Source organism: Methylocystis sp. IM3 (assembly GCF_038070105.1).
In the GTDB taxonomy this organism is placed as follows: Bacteria; Pseudomonadota; Alphaproteobacteria; order Rhizobiales; family Beijerinckiaceae; genus Methylocystis.
In genome coordinates this window covers 53,662-70,438 of the sequence record NZ_JBBPBZ010000002.1, presented here as the reverse complement: position 1 = coordinate 70,438, position 16,777 = coordinate 53,662, and the positions used below count along the sequence as shown (strand labels likewise).

The 16,777-nt window shown below is 68.2% G+C and carries 15 protein-coding genes; 4 read left to right on the top strand and 11 right to left on the bottom strand.

Annotated features, from left to right (window positions below; all coding sequences use genetic code 11):
- The first annotated feature begins 46 nt into the window (after positions 1 to 46).
- Both WOC76_RS02100 and mutS read left to right on the top strand, forming a co-directional pair.
- Positions 47 to 328 carry a DUF3303 domain-containing protein gene (locus tag WOC76_RS02100; protein WP_341104202.1) on the top strand — a complete coding sequence of 94 codons (282 nt, stop codon included), beginning with the start codon at positions 47 to 49 and terminating at the stop codon, positions 326 to 328.
- 150 nt (positions 329 to 478) lie between these two features.
- A complete protein-coding gene (mutS, locus tag WOC76_RS02095) occupies positions 479 to 3,142 on the top strand; it encodes a DNA mismatch repair protein MutS (RefSeq protein ID WP_341104203.1) in 2,664 nt (887 codons plus the stop codon).
- A 9-nt stretch (positions 3,143 to 3,151) separates the two neighbouring features.
- Here the strand turns inward: mutS and rsmD are convergent, their stop codons facing one another.
- Positions 3,152 to 3,709, bottom strand: coding sequence for a 16S rRNA (guanine(966)-N(2))-methyltransferase RsmD (gene rsmD, locus WOC76_RS02090; protein ID WP_341104204.1), 558 nt, complete (start codon positions 3,707 to 3,709; stop codon positions 3,152 to 3,154).
- A 3-nt stretch (positions 3,710 to 3,712) separates the two neighbouring features.
- Complete coding sequence (locus WOC76_RS02085; RefSeq protein WP_341104205.1) at positions 3,713 to 5,779, bottom strand: pseudouridine synthase; 2,067 nt, start codon at positions 5,777 to 5,779, stop codon at positions 3,713 to 3,715.
- 63 nt (positions 5,780 to 5,842) lie between these two features.
- On the opposite strand from WOC76_RS02085, the gene WOC76_RS02080 reads away from it, so the two are divergent.
- Positions 5,843 to 6,289 carry a nucleoside deaminase gene (locus WOC76_RS02080; RefSeq protein ID WP_341104207.1) on the top strand — a complete coding sequence of 149 codons (447 nt, stop codon included), beginning with the start codon at positions 5,843 to 5,845 and terminating at the stop codon, positions 6,287 to 6,289.
- 17 nt (positions 6,290 to 6,306) lie between these two features.
- Here WOC76_RS02080 and WOC76_RS02075 read toward each other — a convergent pair whose 3' ends face one another.
- Both WOC76_RS02075 and WOC76_RS02070 read right to left on the bottom strand, forming a co-directional pair.
- Entirely contained in the window at positions 6,307 to 7,164 is an 858-nt protein-coding gene (locus WOC76_RS02075; RefSeq protein ID WP_341104209.1) for a patatin-like phospholipase family protein, read from the bottom strand.
- Positions 7,164 to 8,048 carry an alpha/beta fold hydrolase gene (locus WOC76_RS02070; RefSeq protein WP_341108717.1) on the bottom strand — a complete coding sequence of 295 codons (885 nt, stop codon included), beginning with the start codon at positions 8,046 to 8,048 and terminating at the stop codon, positions 7,164 to 7,166. The genes WOC76_RS02075 and WOC76_RS02070 overlap by 1 nt, the downstream gene beginning before the upstream one ends.
- A 226-nt stretch (positions 8,049 to 8,274) precedes the next feature.
- On the opposite strand from WOC76_RS02070, the gene WOC76_RS02065 reads away from it, so the two are divergent.
- Positions 8,275 to 8,862, top strand: a complete 588-nt coding sequence (locus tag WOC76_RS02065) for a beta-class carbonic anhydrase (RefSeq protein WP_341104210.1) — start codon at positions 8,275 to 8,277, stop codon at positions 8,860 to 8,862.
- A gap of 50 nt (positions 8,863 to 8,912) precedes the next feature.
- Here WOC76_RS02065 and WOC76_RS02060 read toward each other — a convergent pair whose 3' ends face one another.
- Genes WOC76_RS02060 through WOC76_RS02030 form a run of 7 tightly spaced genes read right to left on the bottom strand, consistent with a single transcriptional unit; the run spans position 8,913 to position 16,758 of the window.
- Positions 8,913 to 9,257: a rhodanese-like domain-containing protein gene (locus WOC76_RS02060; RefSeq protein ID WP_341104211.1), complete on the bottom strand. Its 345-nt coding sequence runs from the start codon at positions 9,255 to 9,257 to the stop codon at positions 8,913 to 8,915.
- A gap of 22 nt (positions 9,258 to 9,279) precedes the next feature.
- Complete coding sequence (locus WOC76_RS02055; RefSeq protein WP_341108718.1) at positions 9,280 to 9,648, bottom strand: carboxymuconolactone decarboxylase family protein; 369 nt, start codon at positions 9,646 to 9,648, stop codon at positions 9,280 to 9,282.
- Positions 9,645 to 12,914: an efflux RND transporter permease subunit gene (locus WOC76_RS02050; RefSeq protein WP_341389495.1), complete on the bottom strand. Its 3,270-nt coding sequence runs from the start codon at positions 12,912 to 12,914 to the stop codon at positions 9,645 to 9,647. Before WOC76_RS02050 ends, WOC76_RS02055 begins: the two co-directional genes overlap by 4 nt.
- The gene (locus WOC76_RS02045; RefSeq protein WP_341104213.1) at positions 12,911 to 13,879 is read right to left on the bottom strand and encodes an efflux RND transporter periplasmic adaptor subunit; all 969 of its coding nucleotides are present in this window, start codon (positions 13,877 to 13,879) and stop codon (positions 12,911 to 12,913) included. Before WOC76_RS02045 ends, WOC76_RS02050 begins: the two co-directional genes overlap by 4 nt.
- Positions 13,880 to 13,904: 25 nt before the next feature.
- Entirely contained in the window at positions 13,905 to 14,009 is a 105-nt protein-coding gene (gene cydX, locus WOC76_RS02040; protein ID WP_165049298.1) for a cytochrome bd-I oxidase subunit CydX, read from the bottom strand.
- Between the two features lie 16 nt (positions 14,010 to 14,025).
- Positions 14,026 to 15,165, bottom strand: coding sequence for a cytochrome d ubiquinol oxidase subunit II (gene cydB, locus WOC76_RS02035; protein ID WP_341389486.1), 1,140 nt, complete (start codon positions 15,163 to 15,165; stop codon positions 14,026 to 14,028).
- Positions 15,166 to 15,177: 12 nt separating this feature from the next.
- Positions 15,178 to 16,758 carry a cytochrome ubiquinol oxidase subunit I gene (locus WOC76_RS02030; RefSeq protein ID WP_341389484.1) on the bottom strand — a complete coding sequence of 527 codons (1,581 nt, stop codon included), beginning with the start codon at positions 16,756 to 16,758 and terminating at the stop codon, positions 15,178 to 15,180.
- Positions 16,759 to 16,777: the final 19 nt, after the last annotated feature.

Here is a 16,777-nt window from a genome sequence, read left to right as displayed (position 1 = left end):
CCGCTCATCCTTCGGCGGGCGGACGAGCGACCCGAGGGGAATCCCCATGAAATTCATCAAGACATTCTCGCTGAGAAATTTGGACGGCGCGGCCGACAAGGCCCTGGCGCGCTTCGCGCAGACCCGGGCCGAGCCTCCCAAGGGCGTCACTTTGCTCGGCCGCTGGTATTGCGCCGACATGAGCATGGGATTCGAGCTCCTCGAAAGCGACGACGTCGCGGCCCTGAACGAATTCGCGGCCAGATGGCTGGACGTGTTCGAAATGAGCATCGTTCCGGTCGTGGAGGACGCCGAGCTCGTCGAGGTCATGGGGCGTCTTAGAAACTAGGCCTCGAAACGCGCGGCGGGAGCCGGTAAGAAAGAGCCGCTTTTTTTCGAAAGCGGCTCTTTTGTCGCCTGCAAAATCGCGGGCGCCCCGCGGATGGCGCAGGGCCGAGAGAGAACCATCCGTTCGATTTTCAGTGACCAGAATGGCGCCATGACGCAGAAAGCCCTGGATCAGACACGCGCCGGCGAGGCCGTGCGCGCGACGCCGATGATCGCGCAATATATCGAGATCAAGGCGGCGAACAGCGACTGCCTGCTCTTCTACCGCATGGGCGATTTCTACGAATTGTTCTTCGACGACGCCGAGGTCGCGGCGCGCGCGCTCGGCATCATGCTCACTAAGCGCGGCAAGCATCTGGGCGAAGACATTCCCATGTGCGGCGTGCCGGTCGAGCGCGCCAACGACTATCTGCAAAAGCTCATCGCGCTCGGCCATCGCGTCGCCGTCTGCGAGCAGATCGAAGACCCCGCCGAGGCGCGAAAGCGCGGCGCGAAATCGGTTGTCCGCCGCGACGTGGTGCGTCTCGTGACGCCCGGCACCATCACTGAGGAGGCGCTGCTCGATCCCGCGCGCGCCAACGCCTTCGCCGCGGTGGCCCGCGCGCGCGGCGCGGACGGCGCCTGGCGCTATGGCGTCGCGAGCCTCGACATTTCGACGGGCGCCTTCACCGTTTGCGACTGCGCGACTCTGGAGCTTTCGTCCGTCCTCGCGCGTCTCGAACCGCGCGAGATCGTCGCCGCCGAGGCCCTGTGCCGCGAGGAGACGGCGGCCGGCGCCTTTGCGAGCGTCGCCGCGCCGGTCGCGCCGCTCGGCCGGGACGTGGCCGACGCCTCGCGCCGCCTCATGGCGTTCTACGGCGTCTCGACGCTCGAGGGCTTTGGCGCGCTGAGCGAGGCGGAGCTCGCCGCCGCGGCGACGGCGATCCTCTATGTGGAGCGCACGCAGAAGGGCGGCCGCCCGGCGCTGTCGCGGCCCGCGAGCCTGCGCGACAGCGCGACGCTCGACATGGACGCCGCGACGCGCGCCAATCTCGAAGTGGCGCGCACGCTCTCCGGCGCGCGCGAGGGCGCGCTGCTCGCCGTCGTCGACATGAGCGTGACCCCGGCCGGGGCGCGGCTCCTCGCCGAACGCCTCGCCGCGCCCTCGACCGATCCCGTGCTGATCGGCGAAAGACTGGACGCCATCGGCTTCTTTCTGGAGCGGCCCGAGAGCCGCGCCGCGCTGCGCGCGCGGCTTTCCCGTGCGCCGGACCTCGCCCGCGCCCTCTCGCGCCTCTCGCTGCAACGCGGCGGCCCGCGCGATCTCGCGAGCGTCGGGGCCGCGCTCGCGGCGGCGCGGGAGATCGCCGCGCTGTTCCCCGGCGCCGAGGCCCCCGCCGAGATCGCGCGCGAGGCGGAGGTCCTCGACAAGGCCGACATCGCCCTCGCCTCGCAGATCATGGCGAGCCTGTCCGACGCCCCGCCGCCCGACAAGCGCAACGGCGATTTCATTCGCGCGGGCTATGACGCGGACCTCGACGAGGCGCGCGGCCTGCGCGACGAGAGCCGCACCGTCATCGCCTCGCTCCAGGCGCGATACGCCGAGGAGACGGGGACGCGGCTCAAGATCAAGCACAACAACTTCCTGGGTTATTTTCTCGAGACGCCGGCGGCGCAGGGCGAGAAGCTGCTGCGCCCGCCCTTCGACGCGACCTTCACCCATCGCCAGACCATGGCCGACGCCATGCGCTTCTCGACGCGCGAACTCGTCGAGCTGCAAAGCCGGATCGCTTCCGCCGCGGACCGAGCGCTCGCCCGCGAACTCGCGATCTTCGAGCAGCTGGCGCAAGAGGTGCTCGCGCGCGCGGAGCCCTTGCAGACGCTCGCGCAGGCCTTCGCGCGGCTCGATCTGGCGAGCGCGCTCGCCGAGGTCGCGGAGAAGCGCAACTGGACGCGGCCCCATGTCGATCGCTCGCTCGATTTCGAGATCGTCGGCGGGCGCCACCCCGTGGTCGAGGCGGCGCTCGAAGCGCAGGGCCGGGCCTTCGCGGCGAACGACTGCGATCTCTCCGGCGAGAAGGCCGGCCGCATCGCCGTCGTCACCGGCCCGAACATGGCCGGCAAATCCACCTTTCTGCGCCAGAACGCGCTGATCGCGCTTCTGGCGCAGGCCGGCTCCTATGTGCCGGCCGCCGCCACCCGCATCGGCGTCGTCGATCGCCTCTTCTCGCGCGTCGGCGCCTCGGACGATCTCGCGCGCGGGCGCTCGACCTTCATGGTGGAGATGGTGGAGACGGCCGCGATCCTCAATTGCGCCACGCCGCGCTCGCTCGTCATCCTCGACGAGATCGGACGCGGCACGGCGACCTTCGACGGGCTCTCCATCGCCTGGGCGACGATCGAGCATCTGCACGAGGTCAACCGGTCGCGGGCGATCTTCGCCACGCATTTCCACGAGCTGACTCAGCTTGCGAGACGCATGAAGCGGCTCGTCAATCTCACCATGAAGGTGACGGATCACGCGGGCGAGGTCGTATTCCTGCACGAGGTCGTGCAGGGGGCGGCCGACCGGTCCTATGGCGTGCATGTGGCGCAGCTCGCCGGGCTCCCCGCGAGCGTGGTGGCGCGGGCGCACGACATCCTCGCCGAACTCGAAGCCGCCGACCGGCGCGCGCCGGTCGAGACGCTGATCGACGACCTGCCGCTCTTCAAGCGCGCCGCGGACGCCGCGCCCCCGAGGGACGCGCTGCGCGAGGCGCTCGCCGCCATCGACCCCGACCAGATGAGCCCGCGCGAGGCGCTGGCGGCGCTTTACGAGCTGAAATCGAAGGCCTGATTTCCCCCATCAGGCCCCATGTCGCGCGAAGAGAAACTGGGTGTCGCCGTAACGGCGCTCCTCTTCCGCCGTCAGCGCCGGGGGCAGGGCGATCTCCGCCCCGGCCGCTTCCTCGACGACGACGAGCGCGCCTTTCGCAAGCCAGCCGCCCTCCACCAGCGCCGCGAGCGCCGGGCCGGCGAGGCCTCTGCCATAGGGCGGATCGAGAAAAGCGAGCGAAAAGACTTCGCCCGGAGGCGCGAGGCCGAGCTTGGTCGCGTCCCGCCGGAAGATGCGGGTGACGCCGCCCAGACCGAGCGTCTCGATATTGGCGCGCAGAAGCGCGCGGGCCTCGGCGCCGTCGTCCACGAACAGCGCGCGGGCCGCGCCGCGCGACAAAGCCTCGAACCCCAGCGCGCCGGTGCCGGCGAAGAGGTCGATCACGGCCGCGCCCGACGCCGGATCGCCGAAGCGATGCGCCAGAATGTCGAAGACCGATTCCCGCAGCCGGTCCGAGGTCGGGCGGATGGCCTGCGATTTCGGAGCGGCAAGCGCGCGCCCGCGCAGGGCGCCGCCGACGATGCGCATCGACTACGCCCCGCGCGGCTTGCGCGGACCGCCGCGCGGCCCCTTCCCGGATCCTTTTCCAGGGCCTTTGCCGGGCCCTTTGCCTGGACCCCTGCCAAACCCCTCGCCCGATCCCTTTGGCGCGCCCCTCGCCGGGCCGCCGCGTCCTTTCGGCGGGCCGCTCCGGGGCGCCCCGCGCGAGTCGCGGCGCCCGCCTTCCGGCGCGCCGGCGTCGCGCGATCGGGGGCGCGGGGCTCTGTCAGGACGCTCCGCATCGAAGCGACGGCCTTCGCCGCGCCGCTCGAACGCCTCCGAACGGGCGCCCTCTTCGCGCGGCCGGCGCGGCGCGCGTCCCTCGCCGGGGGCGCCGCGCGGCGCTCCCCGACCTTCCGGCGCCTCCCGCCGGGGCGGCCGGCTTTCGAACCGGCGTTCCTCGCCGCCCTGCGGGCGGGAGCGCGGGGCTCTGTCCGCGCCGCTGCGCTCGGCGTCGAAACGACGGCCTTCGCCGCGCCGCTCAAACGTTTGCGAACGGGCGCCCTCTTCGCGCGGCCGGCGCGGCGCCCGTCCCTCGCTGGAGGCGCCGCGCGGCGCTCCCCGACCTTCCGGCGCCTCCCGCCGGGGCGGCCGGCTTTCGAACCGGCGTTCCTCGCCGCCCTGCGGGCGGGAGCGCGGGGCTCTGTCCGTGCCGCTGCGCTCGGCGTCGAAGCGACGGCCCTCGCCGCGCCGCTCGAACGTTTGCGAACGGGCGCCCTCTTCACGCGCCCGGCCGCGCGGCCGCTCCGTCGCCTCGGCCGCATCGCGGCGGGGCGGACGATCGCCCCCGCCGCGCATGGCGTCGAAGCGCCTGGCGTTGCGCGACGCCGGGGCCTCCTCCGCCGCCGCGGGCCGGCGCCGCGTCGGCGTTACGCGCTCGACCGCCACGGCGCGGCCCTTGCGGTCGGCCGTGGCGCCGCGCTCGATGCGCGCGCGCGGCCCCTTTTCGCTCTGTTCGTCCCGCTGCTTGCGCAGCACGGAGACATGTTTGCGCGCACGCTTGTCGATGCGCGCGCGCTGCTCCTGCTGCTCCGCCGGAGTCGTCTCGCGCAGGGGCGACGCGAAATCGACGCCCGCAAGCTCCGCGAGGCTCTTGCCGAGCTGGTCGCGCAGCACTTTGAGCTTGACTTCCTCGGCCGCGCCCTCGGCGATGTCCCCGAGCTGAAACGGCCCGTAGGAGACGCGGATGAGGCGCGTCACGTCGAGCCCGAGATGCTCCATCACGCGCTTGACTTCGCGATTTTTGCCCTCGGTCAGGCCCAGCGCGATCCAGGCGTTGGCGCCCTGCACGCGCTCGAGCCGCGCCTCGATCGGCGCATAGGTCACGTCCTCGATCGTCACGCCCTCGCGCAGCGCGTCGAGCCTCGCCTGATCGATGTCGCCATGGACGCGCACCCGGTAGCGCCGCGTCCAGCCGGTGGCGGGAAGCTCCAGCGTGCGCGCGAGGCCGCCGTCATTCGTGAGCAGCAGCAGCCCTTCCGTATTGATGTCGAGCCGGCCGACGCTGACGAGGCGCGGCAGATCGGGGAAACGCTCTTCGAGAAAGGCGAAGACCGTCGGCCGACCTTCCGGATCGCTCGCCGTGGTGACGAGCCCCTGCGGCTTGTGAAAGAGAAAGAGCCGCGTGCGCTCGCGCGCCTGCATCGGCGCGCCGTCGATCTCGATCCTGTCGCCCTCTCCGACATTGACGGCGGGGGAGGTCAGAACCGTTCCATTGACCGCGACGCGCCCCTCGCGAATCCAGTCCTCCGCGTCGCGGCGCGAGCAGACGCCCGCGCGCGCCATCGCCTTGGCGATGCGCTCGCCCTCGAAGGCGCTGGTCTTCTCGACAGGCGCCGGCGTCGGCCGCGCGCGCTTGCCCGCCCCGCGCGAAGCCGCGTCTTTCCCCTTCCCGGCGGGCTTCGCCGTCTTTGCCGGCCCGGGCTTTTCGGCTCTGGACTTGCCGAAGGGCGCGCCGGCGGCTTTCCTGCCGGGGGCGTCGTTCGAGGAGGGGCGGCGTCGCATGGGGCGATCGCCGTCGGGCGCGCGGGGGCGCTTGTCGGATTTCTTGTCGGCCATGATCTCTGATAGCAGGCGGGCGGATGGCTTTGAAGCGCGGATCAGGAAAATGACGCGGGCGGCATGATGCGCATCGACCCATTCGCCGCCGCTTTCGACGCGGCGCGCGCCGCTGGCGGCGCGGGAGAGGTGCCGGTCGGCGCGGCGATCCTGCGCGCGGGCCAGGTGATCGCCACGGCCGGCAATCGCACGCTCGTCGATCGCGACCCGACGGCGCATGCCGAGGTTCTGGCGATTCGCCATGCCTGCCGAATTCTCGGCAGCGAGCGGCTCGTCGGCTGCGACCTCTATGTCACGCTCGAACCCTGCGCCATGTGCGCGGCGGCGATCTCCTTCGCGCGCATCCGCCGGCTCTATTTTTCGGCGGAAGACCCCAAGGGCGGCGCCGTCGAGCACGGGCCGCGCTTCTTCTCGCAGCCGACCTGCCATCATGCCCCCGAAGTCTACGGCGGCCTGCGCGAGAGCGAAGCGGCGGCGATGCTGCGGGCGTTCTTTGCGCAAAGACGATAGGCGGCGGTCCCCGCCTTTCAGGCCCCGAGCCTCGCCGCCGCCCGCGCGAGCCCCTCGCGCAGCGCCTCCCGGCAGGCGTCGCCGGCCGAAAAGATGCGTTCGGCCTTGAAGAGATCGAGCGCGAGATACTGATGCACCGCCGGCGCGATCAGCACGTCCGGCGGATTGTCCTCGATCATGCGCGCGCTGATCGAATTGGTGAGAATCTGCGTTGCGACCATCATGGTCTGAAACGCCGTCGGCGCGCGCGTCTCGCTTTCGGCGCCAAAGTTGCCGGAGACGTTCACCGCGACGATGATGTCCGCCTTGCCGGCGAGATGGTCGTAAGGGAGCGGATTGACGAGGCCGCCGTCGACGAGATAGCCGGCCTCCGTCTTCGTCGCGCGCACGACGCCGGGAACCGACATGGAGCCGGCGATGGCGGGGCGCAGAAGTCCCTTCGTGAAGGCGACCTCGCAGCGGCGCCGGAAATCCGTCGCGACGACGGTGAGCGGTATTTGCAGATCCTCGAATCGCTCCGGCACGCCCTCGGGCCAGAAGGCGTCGAGAAATCTCTCGCCGTCGATGAGAAAGGGATGGCCGACGCCCTTGAACAGCCGCTTGCGCCCGCGCGCGCGCGCGTAGAGCAGACGGCGCGCGAGCTTCAAGCGATTGGCGAGCACCGCCTCCGTGTGTTCGCGCAGCGCCTCGCCGGAGAAGCCCGCCGCATAGGCCGCGCCGATGATCGCCCCGATGGAGGCGCCGGCGAGCGCGACCGGGCGCACGCCCATGTCGTCGAGCGCCTGCAGCACGCTGATATGGGCGAGTCCGCGTGCGCCGCCGCCGCCGAGCGCCACGGCGACGGTGCGGCCGCCGAGGACGCCGCGCTGCGGCATCAGAGGAAGCGGTCGAGCGCGGCGAGCGTCGCCTCCGGCGCCTCTTCCATGAGGTAGAGGCCGCTGTCGACGCTTTCAGTCGCAACGGACCCGCCCCATTCGCGCCAGGCGTCGGAAAGCGACGGCCCCTCGGCGGGGAAGCTCGTCTCGCCGTAAAGGACGAGAGTCGGAACGTCGAGCGTCTTGCCCGCCGCCCTGTCGGCGAGCGTCAGCTCGCGGTCGATCGTGGCGCCGGCGCGGTAATCCTCGCAAAAGGCGTGGATGCGCGAGGGCTCGTTGAAGGCGGCGCGGTAATGGGCGAGCGCCGCCGCGCCGAAGGCGTCGAGCGACTTCTCCTTCGTGGAGCTTTGCAGCGCGTCGTCGAGGAAGCCTTTCGGATCGAGGGCGATGAGCTCCTCCGGGCGCGGAGCCTCCATGGACAGAAGCCGCGCGCGCCCCATGCGCTGAAGATCCCCCGCGCCGAAGGCGTCGTCGACCGGCGCGATATTGAGAAGCGCCAGCTTCGTCAGCCGGCCGGGATGGTCGAGCCCCAGGCGAAAACCGACCCGCGCGCCGCGATCGTGGCCCGCGAGCGCGAATTGCACATGCCCGAGCGCCTCCATGACCTTCACCGCGTCGCCGGCCATTTCCCGCTTCGTATAGGCGTCGCCCTTCTCGCTGTCGGGCGCCGCCGACCAGCCATAGCCGCGCAGATCCATCGCCACGACGGAAAAACGCCCTGCGAGGGCCGGCGCGATTTTATGCCAGGCGACATGGGTCTCGCCGAAACCGTGCAGCAGCAGGAGCGCCGGCCCGGCGCCGTGAGCGCGCACGAAGATTTTTCCCGCCTGCGTGTCGATCCAATGCGCGGCGAAACCAGGGAAGAGATCGGGTAGCTCTGACATTCCTGTAAAGACCATGTTGAGGATGAGGGCCATGCGCCTTCGGCAGCGATGTTATATAGTAACGCGCAGGCGACGCGTCACGATATTTCTATCGTCGTCCGGTCAAGCGACTTTGTCACCAAAAGCATATTCTTACCTTGCTTGAAAAGCGTCTCGAAGCGTCAGAGACTTCGCCCCCTGGAAAGCGAAAAAGGAATCAATCGGCGCTTTCGGGGAGGAAACGAAAATGAGCAAGATCGTCGACGAGGTCATGGCGGCCAACGCGGCCTATGTTTCGGGGTTCGGCGCGAAGGGGGATCTCGCGCTGCCGCCGGCGCGGCGCTTCGCGATTCTCACCTGCATGGACGCACGTCTCGATCCGGCGAAATACGCCGGTCTCTCGGAAGGCGACGCGCATGTGATCCGCAACGCCGGCGCACGCGCCACGGACGACGCCATTCGTTCGCTGGTCATTTCCCACAAGCTGCTCGGCACGAATGAATGGTTCGTGATCCATCACACCAATTGCGGCATGGAGCTCTTCTGCGACGAGGTCATGGGCGATCTTCTCGAAGACAGCCTCGCGACCGCCGCGCTCGACATGCCGACGCTGAAATGGTCGAATCCGCAGCATGGCGGCGGCTGCGCGGCCGGCCATTTCATCAAATGGCACACGATCAAGAATCAGGAGGACAGCGTCGCGCAGGACGTGGCGCGCATTCGCTCGCATCCGCTCGTGCCGAAGAATGTTCCGATCTACGGCTATATCTACGACGTCAAGACCGGCAAGCTGATCGAAGTGCCCAAGGCGACGGCGATCGGCAAGGCGGCCTGACGAAAGCCTTCCCTCTCCCCGGACGCGGGGAGAGGGAAAGGCGCGTCTCCTTACGCGGACACCGCGCCGCCGCGGGCGCGCCAGCCGCCGGTGCCGGGCGCATAGTGGCGAACGTCCTTGCGGCCGGCTTCGATCGCCTTGGCCAGCGCCTTGGCCGAGCGGCCGCCCGCCTGACAGATGATGACGCACCGGCCCTGCGGCAATTGCGACGCATCGAACTGCGACAGCGGCAGATTCTTCGCGCCGGGCACATGGCCCGCCGCATATTCGTTTGGCTCGCGCACGTCTACGATGGCGCAGGACTTGTCCGACACCACGCGCTCGAAATCCTCGTGCTCGATCGTCGGCAGCGATCCGCCGCCGCCCGCAAGTTTCGACATCAGACCTGAGAACATTGCCTTCTTCCTTTCTTTCGCTTCAGCCGGCCTGGGACGACGCGGCTTTTTCGGCGTCGAACTGCGCGAAGGCGGCGAGCGCGTGGCTCGCATACATCACGGAGGGTCCAGCGCCCATATAGATCGCCATGCCGAGCGTCTCCATGACCTCCTCGCGCGTCGCGCCGCGTCCGGCGGCGGCCTTGGCGTGGAAGGCGATGCAGTCGTCGCAGCGCACGGCGACGCTCACCGCAAGAGCGATCAATTCCTTTGTCTTCGCGTCCAGCGCGCCGGCGGCGCCGGCCGACGTCGCCATGGCGCCGAACGCCTTCATCACATCCGGGGCGCCGAGGCGCAGATTGCGCAGATCGGCGCTGAGCGCCTTGGCGAGTTCGGGCCAGTCGTTCGTCATGCAATTCTCCCTGTGTCGGGCGCCGGAGGCGCCTCTGGACGTTCGTCGTCGCGCAGGACGACGTAGATCGCGGGGATCACGAGCAGCGTCAGCGCCGTCGAGGAGGCCAGGCCGAAGACGAGCGAAATCGCGAGCCCCTGGAAGATCGGGTCGGTGAGGATGAAGGCCGCGCCGATGATCGCCGCCGCCGCCGTGAGGAAGATCGGCTTGAAGCGCACCGCGCCCGCTTCCACCAAGGCCGCGCGCAGGGGCATGCCCTTCTCGCGCAAATGGCGGATGAAATCGACGAGCAGGATCGAATTGCGCACCACAATGCCCGCGAGCGCGATGAAGCCGATCATCGAGGTCGCCGTGAAAGCGGCGTTGAAGACGATATGCCCGAGCACGATGCCCGGCAGCGTCAGCGGCACCGGCGCCAGAATGACGAGCGGCAGCTTGAAGGAGCCGAACTGCGCGACGACCAGAAGATAGATGCCGAGCAGAGCGACCATGAAGGCCGCGCCCATGTCGCGGAAGGTGACATAGGTGACTTCCCATTCGCCGTCCCACAGGATCGTGGGCTGCGCGTCGTCGAGCGGCTGGCCGTGATATTTGACCGCGGGCGGGCCCGACGGCCCCCAATCGACGTTTTTCATCGCGTCCTCGACCGCGAACATGCCGTAGATCGGCGCCTCGAAGCGGCCGGCGACTTCGGCGCTCACCATTTCGGCGAAGCGGCCGTTGTGGCGGAAGATCGGATAGGAGCCGAGTTCGCGCGTCGCCTTCACCACGTCGCCAAGTTCGACATTGGCGCCCTGGCGCACCGTGCCGCCGGCGGGGAGCGGCGTCGAGAGAATGCGCTCGCCCGGCGTCATCTGCGAGCGCGGCAAAGCGACGGTCACGTCGATCGGCTTGGCGCCGCCGCCCCGCTGCGAGAAGCCGATCTTCACGCCGCCGACGAGCGCGCCGATCGTGTCATAGACGGCGCGCTCTTCGACGCCGTGATATTCGAGCGCGTCCTGATCGATCGCAAAGCGCAGCCGCTCGGCGCGCGCGCCGAAACTGTCGTCGGCGTCGACGACGAAATCCACCGACTCGAAAGCCTGCCGCAGCTTTTTCGCCAGTTCGCGCCGCGTCTCCGGGTCCGGTCCATAGACTTCGGCGAGCAGCGTCGAGAGCACCGGTGGACCGGGCGGCACCTCGACGACCTTGATCGCCGTATTCGGCGGCATGGAGAGGCCCTTGAGCTTCTCGCGGATTTCGAGCGCAATGGCGTGGCTCGCCCGCTTGCGCTCGTCCTTCGGCAGCAGATTGACGGCAAGCTCTCCCATCTCCGGGGCCATGCGCATGTAGTAATGGCGCACGAGCCCATTGAAGTTGAAGGGCGCCGCCGTCCCCGCATAGGACTGGATCGAGGTGAGTTCCGGAATGTCCTTCAACCGTTCGGCCGCCTCGGTCAGCACGCGGTCCGTCTCTTCGAGCGAGGCGCCGCGCGGCAGATCGACGACGACCGCGACTTCCGACTTGTTGTCGAAGGGCAGGAGTTTTACGCGCACGGTCTTTGTCGCAAAGAGCGCCATGCTGAGAAGCGTGGCGACGCCCACCGCCGTGAGGAAGCGCTGCGAACGCGTGCGGCCCTGAAGCAGGGGCTTGGCGATGCGCGCATAGAAATCGCCCATGACGCCGCGCTCATGGGCGTGATCGTGGCCCGCGCCGCCTTCCTGCGCGAAACGCTTTCCCGCGATCTTCAACAACAGCCAGGGCGTGATCGTCATGGCGACGAAGAAGGAGAACACCATGGCGAGCGAGGCATTGGCGGGAATGGGGCTCATATAGGGGCCCATCAGACCCGAGACGAACATCATCGGCAGCAGCGCCGCAATGATCGTCATGGTCGCGACGATGGTCGGATTGCCGACTTCCGCCACGGCCTCGACCGCCGCGTCGATCAGGCTGCGGTCGCCGCGCATCTGCCAGTGGCGCACGATGTTCTCGACGACGACGATGGCGTCGTCGACGAGAATGCCGATCGAGAAGATCAGCGCGAAGAGGCTGACGCGGTTGATGGTGTAACCCATCAGCCAGGAGGCGAAGAGGGTGAGAAGGATCGTCGTCGGAATGATGACGAAGACGACGACGCCCTCGCGCCAGCCCACCATGACGACGATGAGCAGGACGATGGAGACGGTCGCGAGCGCGAGATGGAAGAGAAGTTCGTTGGCTTTCTCCGTGGCCGTCTCGCCGTAATTGCGCGTCACCGTGATTTCGAGGTCTTCCGGCACGATGCGGCCGCGCACCGACTCGAGCCGTTTCAGCACGTCCTCGGCGACGATCACCGCATTGGCGCCCTTGCGCTTGGCGATGGCGATGCTCACCGCAGGCCGCTTCATCAGCGCGCCGTCTTTCTCCTTCGTCATCGTCCAGCTGCGCTTGTCGGGCTCGGCCGCGCCGACGACGACATCGGCCACGTCCTTCACATAGACAGGGCGGCCGTCGCGCGTCGTGAGCAGCAGAAGGCCGATGTCCGGCACACCCTGGAGCGTCTGGCCCGCGACGACGGGCACCGAGCGGTTGCCCTCGCGGAAGGCCCCGACCTGGAAGGAGCGGTTGGCGTTCGAAAGCTTGTCGATCAGCTGGTTGAGCGTCACGCCATATTGCGAGAGGCGCTCGGGATCGGGCTCGACGCGAATCTGGTTGGGGCTGCCGCCGACGATATAGCTCGTCCCGACATTCTCGACCTTGGTGAGATCGTGCTGAAGCTCTTCCGCGACCTGATAGAGCCCATTGTCGGTCCAGCCCTTCGCCTTGTCGGGCTTCGCGGAGAGCGTGAGCACGACGATCGCCACGTCGTCGATGCCGCGCCCGACGATCAGCGGCTCGGGGATGCCCTTGGGAAGGCCCGTGATATTGGCGCGGATCTTGTCGTGGACGCGCAGCACGGCGTTGTCCTGCGGCGTGCCGACGAAGAAGCGCGCCGTCACCATCACAGTGTCGTCGCGCGTCTGCGAATAGACGTGCTCGACGCCATTGACGCCCTTGATGATGTCCTCGAGCGGGCGGGTGATCAGCTCGATCGCGTCTTCCGCCTTGTAGCCGTTGGCCTGGACGATGATGTCGACCATCGGCACGGAAATCTGCGGCTCTTCCTCCCGCGGCAGCGCCTGAAGCGCGATCAGGCCGACGAGGATGGAGGCGAGCAGCAGGAGCGGCGTCAGCGGCGAATTGATGAAGATCCGCGTGAGCGTTCCGGATATGCCGGGATGGAAGTCGGGCTTTTCGGCGCTCATGGCGTTAGCACCACGTCGCCGTCATGCAGGCCGGAAAGAATCTCCACGGCGTCGCCGTGAGGGTCGCCGGTCTGCACGACCACCTCGGCGCCGGTGGCGAGCTTCACGAAATCGACGCCCGCGCGGCGGTAAACGGCGGATTTCGGCGCGAGAATGGCGTTGCGCTTGCCGGTCGTCAGATACACGCGCGCCCGTTCGCCGACGAAATAATTGTCGAGCCCCTTCACATCCACGTCGGCGATCACGCGGCCGCCCTGAATCTCGGGATAGACGATGCGCACGCGCCCTTCCTTGCGGGCGCCCGCGCCCGTATTGACGCCGCGCTCGCCGATCTCGACGCGGTCGCCCGCGCGCATGAAGCGCGCGTGGCGCTCGGGGAGCTGGAGACGCAGGATGTAATTGTCCTCGGCGAGCGTGGCGATGGTCTCGCCCGGCATGACGACGCGGCCGACCGAGACCGGGATCGTCAGAATACGGCCCGGCCCCGGCGCCTTCACCGAGCCTTCCGCGGCCTGCTGCTCGATGACGCTTCTGTCCGACTGGAGGGCGGAGAGCGTGCGCTCCGCCACGTCGAGCGCGGTCTTGGCCTGATCGAACATCACCTTGGTCGAGACGCCGCGGCGCAGCAGCTCCTGGGCCCGGTCGAAATCCGTCTTCGCCTTGTCGCGCTGCGCCTGCTGCGCGCGGATGCGCTGGTCGAGCGACTGCATTTGCAAGAAGAGCTTCTGGTCCGCGACGGCGGCGATCTCGGCGCCGGCCGTGACGATGTCGCCCTCCCTGATCTTGAGCGAGGTGACCGTGCCGCCGATGCGCGCGCGGGCGATGAGCTGATGGGCCGGCTCGACCGAGGCGACCACCGCCTTCATGTCGTCGATGGGCGCGACATGGACGGTCGTTTCCCCGGCGGCGGCCATCGGCGCCCACGCCAGAAAGGCCAAGGGAAGGATCAAACGGAAGCGGTTCATGAAATCTCCCAGCCGGCGGCGGCGCTCACTTGCGACGCTCGTCGTCGTCGTCGAGTTCGAGCCACATGGCGTTGAGGATGCCGAAGGCGCAGGCGAGGCCGAGGCCGAGGATCCAGGAAAAATACCACATGCCAGCCTTCCCTTTCTCAATAGTAATGCCCGTCGCTCTTTTCGATCGCCGCCGTCGTCACCGGGCCGCGCAGCACCCAATAGACCCATGAGGTGTAGGCGAGGATGATCGGCAGGAAGAGGATCACGGCGACGAGCATGAGGCCGAGCGTTCCCTGGCTGGAGGACGAATCCCACACGGTCAGGCTCTGATCGGGATGCGAGGAGGAGGGCAGCAGAAAGGGAAACAGGCTGAAGCCCGCCGTCGTCACGACGCCCGCCGTCGCGAGGCTCGAGGCGAGAAGCGCCGCGCGGTTGACGCCGGCCGCCAGCAGCACGGCGGCGGCGAGCGCGCCGAAGAGGCCCGCCGCCGGCGCAAAGGCGCTGATTGGATAACGCGCGTAGTTCAAAAGCCAGTCGCCGGTCCCCCGCGTCACCTCCTTGCCGAAAGGATTGGAGGGGCCGGAAAAATCGACCGTCGACGTGATGCGGTAGCCCTCGACGCCCGTCGCGATCCACAGGCCCGCCGCCAGAAACAGCGCGACCAGCGCCAGCGCCGCGAGCGCGCCGGCGCGCCTAGCGCGAACCGAGACCGCGCCCTCGGTCTTGCCGGCGAGCCAGGCCCCGCCCTGCATGAGCAGCATGACGACGCTCACCAGCCCGCAGAGCAGCGGGAAGGGCCGCAGGAGATTCGAGAAGCCGCCCTCGTGAACGAAGCGCAAGGTCTGGTCGAAGTGAAAGGGAACGCCGAGCAGCAGATTGCCGAAGGCGACGCCGAAGAGGAACGACGGCAATAAGCCCGAGACGAAGAACAGCCAGTCCCAGACCCGGCGCCAGAGCCGATGGTCGATCTTGCTGCGAAAGGCGATCGAGACCGGCCGCAGGATGAAGCCGACCAGCGCCAGCAGCATGGCGAGATAGAAGCCAGAGAAGGAGGCCGCGTAAAGCGGCGGCCAGGCGGCGAAGGCGGCGCCGCCGCCGAGGATGAACCAGACCTGATTGCCTTCCCACACCGGTCCGATGGCGTTGATCGAGACGCGCCGCTCGACATCCGTCTTCGCCACGAAGGGATGCAGCATGGCGACGCCGAGATCGAAGCCGTCCGTGATGGAGAAGCCGACGAGCAGCACGCCCAGCAGCGCCCACCAGATGAAGCGCAGCGTCATATAGTCGAACATTGCCGCTCTCCTCTAGCGTGAAGCGTCATAGGCGGGCTGCGCCTCGGGCAGCGCGCTCGCGCCCGGCGCATGCGCCTCTTCGCCATGCGGTCCCTTGCGGATGTATTTTGCGAGCAGCGCCACATCGACGACGGCGAGCGCCGTGTAGAAGACGACGAAGGCGAGAAGGCTCGCCAGCACATTGGAGGCCGGCACGCCGGAGACGCCGAGGAAGGTCGGCATCACGCCGTCGATGATCCAGGGCTGACGGCCATATTCCGCGACGATCCAGCCGAGCTCCGCCGCGATCCAGGGCAGCGGCAGGCTCAACATGCAAAGCCGCAGGAACCAGGGACGGCCGCAGCGGCGCCGGCTGGAGAGATAGAAGGCGACGGCGAAGAGCGCGATGAAATAGAAGCCGAGCGCCACCATGATGCGGAAGCTCCAGAACAGCACGGGGACGTCTGGAATGGTGGAGAGCGCGGCCTCGTGGATCTGCTGCGGCGTGGCGTTCTCGATGTCGCCGCGGATGCGCTTCAGCAGCAGCGCATAGCCGGCGTCGCGCATCGAATCCTCGAGCTCGGCGGGCACCCGCGCATTGGGCCGGCCGCCCTGTTCGGTCAGCCATTTATAGGCGGGCAAGCCGTGACGGATGCGCTCCTCGTTGCGCTCGACGAGCGGCTTGATTCCCTCGACGGGCTTGTCGAGGGAGCGCGTGGCGATGAGGCCCAGCACATAGGGCACCGTCACTTCATATTTCGTCGTCTGGGTCTTGAGATCGGGCAGGCCGAACAGCGTAAAGGAGGCGGGCGCGGGCTCGGTCTCCCACATGGCCTCGATGGCGGCGATCTTCATCTTCTGGTTCTCGCCCGCCGTATAGCCGCTCTCGTCGCCGAGCACGACGACCGAAAGCGCGGAGGCGAGGCCGAAGCTCGCGGCGACGGTGAGCGAGCGGCGGGCGATGTCCACATGGCGCTGGCGCAGAATGTAATAGGCGCCGACCGACATGACGAAGACGGCGCCCGTCACATAGCCGGCGCTCACCGTATGCACGAATTTGGACTGGGCGACGGGATTGAACATCACCTCGAGGAAGGAGGTCAGCTCCATGCGCATGGTCTGCGGATTGAAGGCGGCGCCGACCGGATTGCTCATCCAGGCGTTGGCGATCAAAATCCACAGCGCCGAGAAATTGGAGCCGAGCGCGACGCACCAGGTGACGATGAGATGCTGGACCTTGGTGAGCCGATCCCAGCCGAAGAAGAAGAGTCCGACGAAGGTCGCCTCGAGGAAAAAGGCCATGAGCCCTTCGATGGCGAGCGGAGCGCCGAAAATGTCGCCGACGTAATGGGAGTAATAGGCCCAATTGGTGCCGAACTGAAATTCCATGGTCACGCCGGTCGCGACGCCCATGACGAAATTGATGCCGAACAGCGTGCCCCAGAATTTCACCGCGTCGCGCCAGATCTCGCGGCCGGTCATCACATAGACGCTCTCCATGATCGCGATGATGAGCGAGAGGCCGAGGGTCAGCGGCACGAACAGGAAGTGATAGAGCGCGGTCAGCGCGAATTGCAGGCGGGAGAGCGTGACGACGTCGAGATGGTCGAACATGAGGCTCGCTTTCGAATGC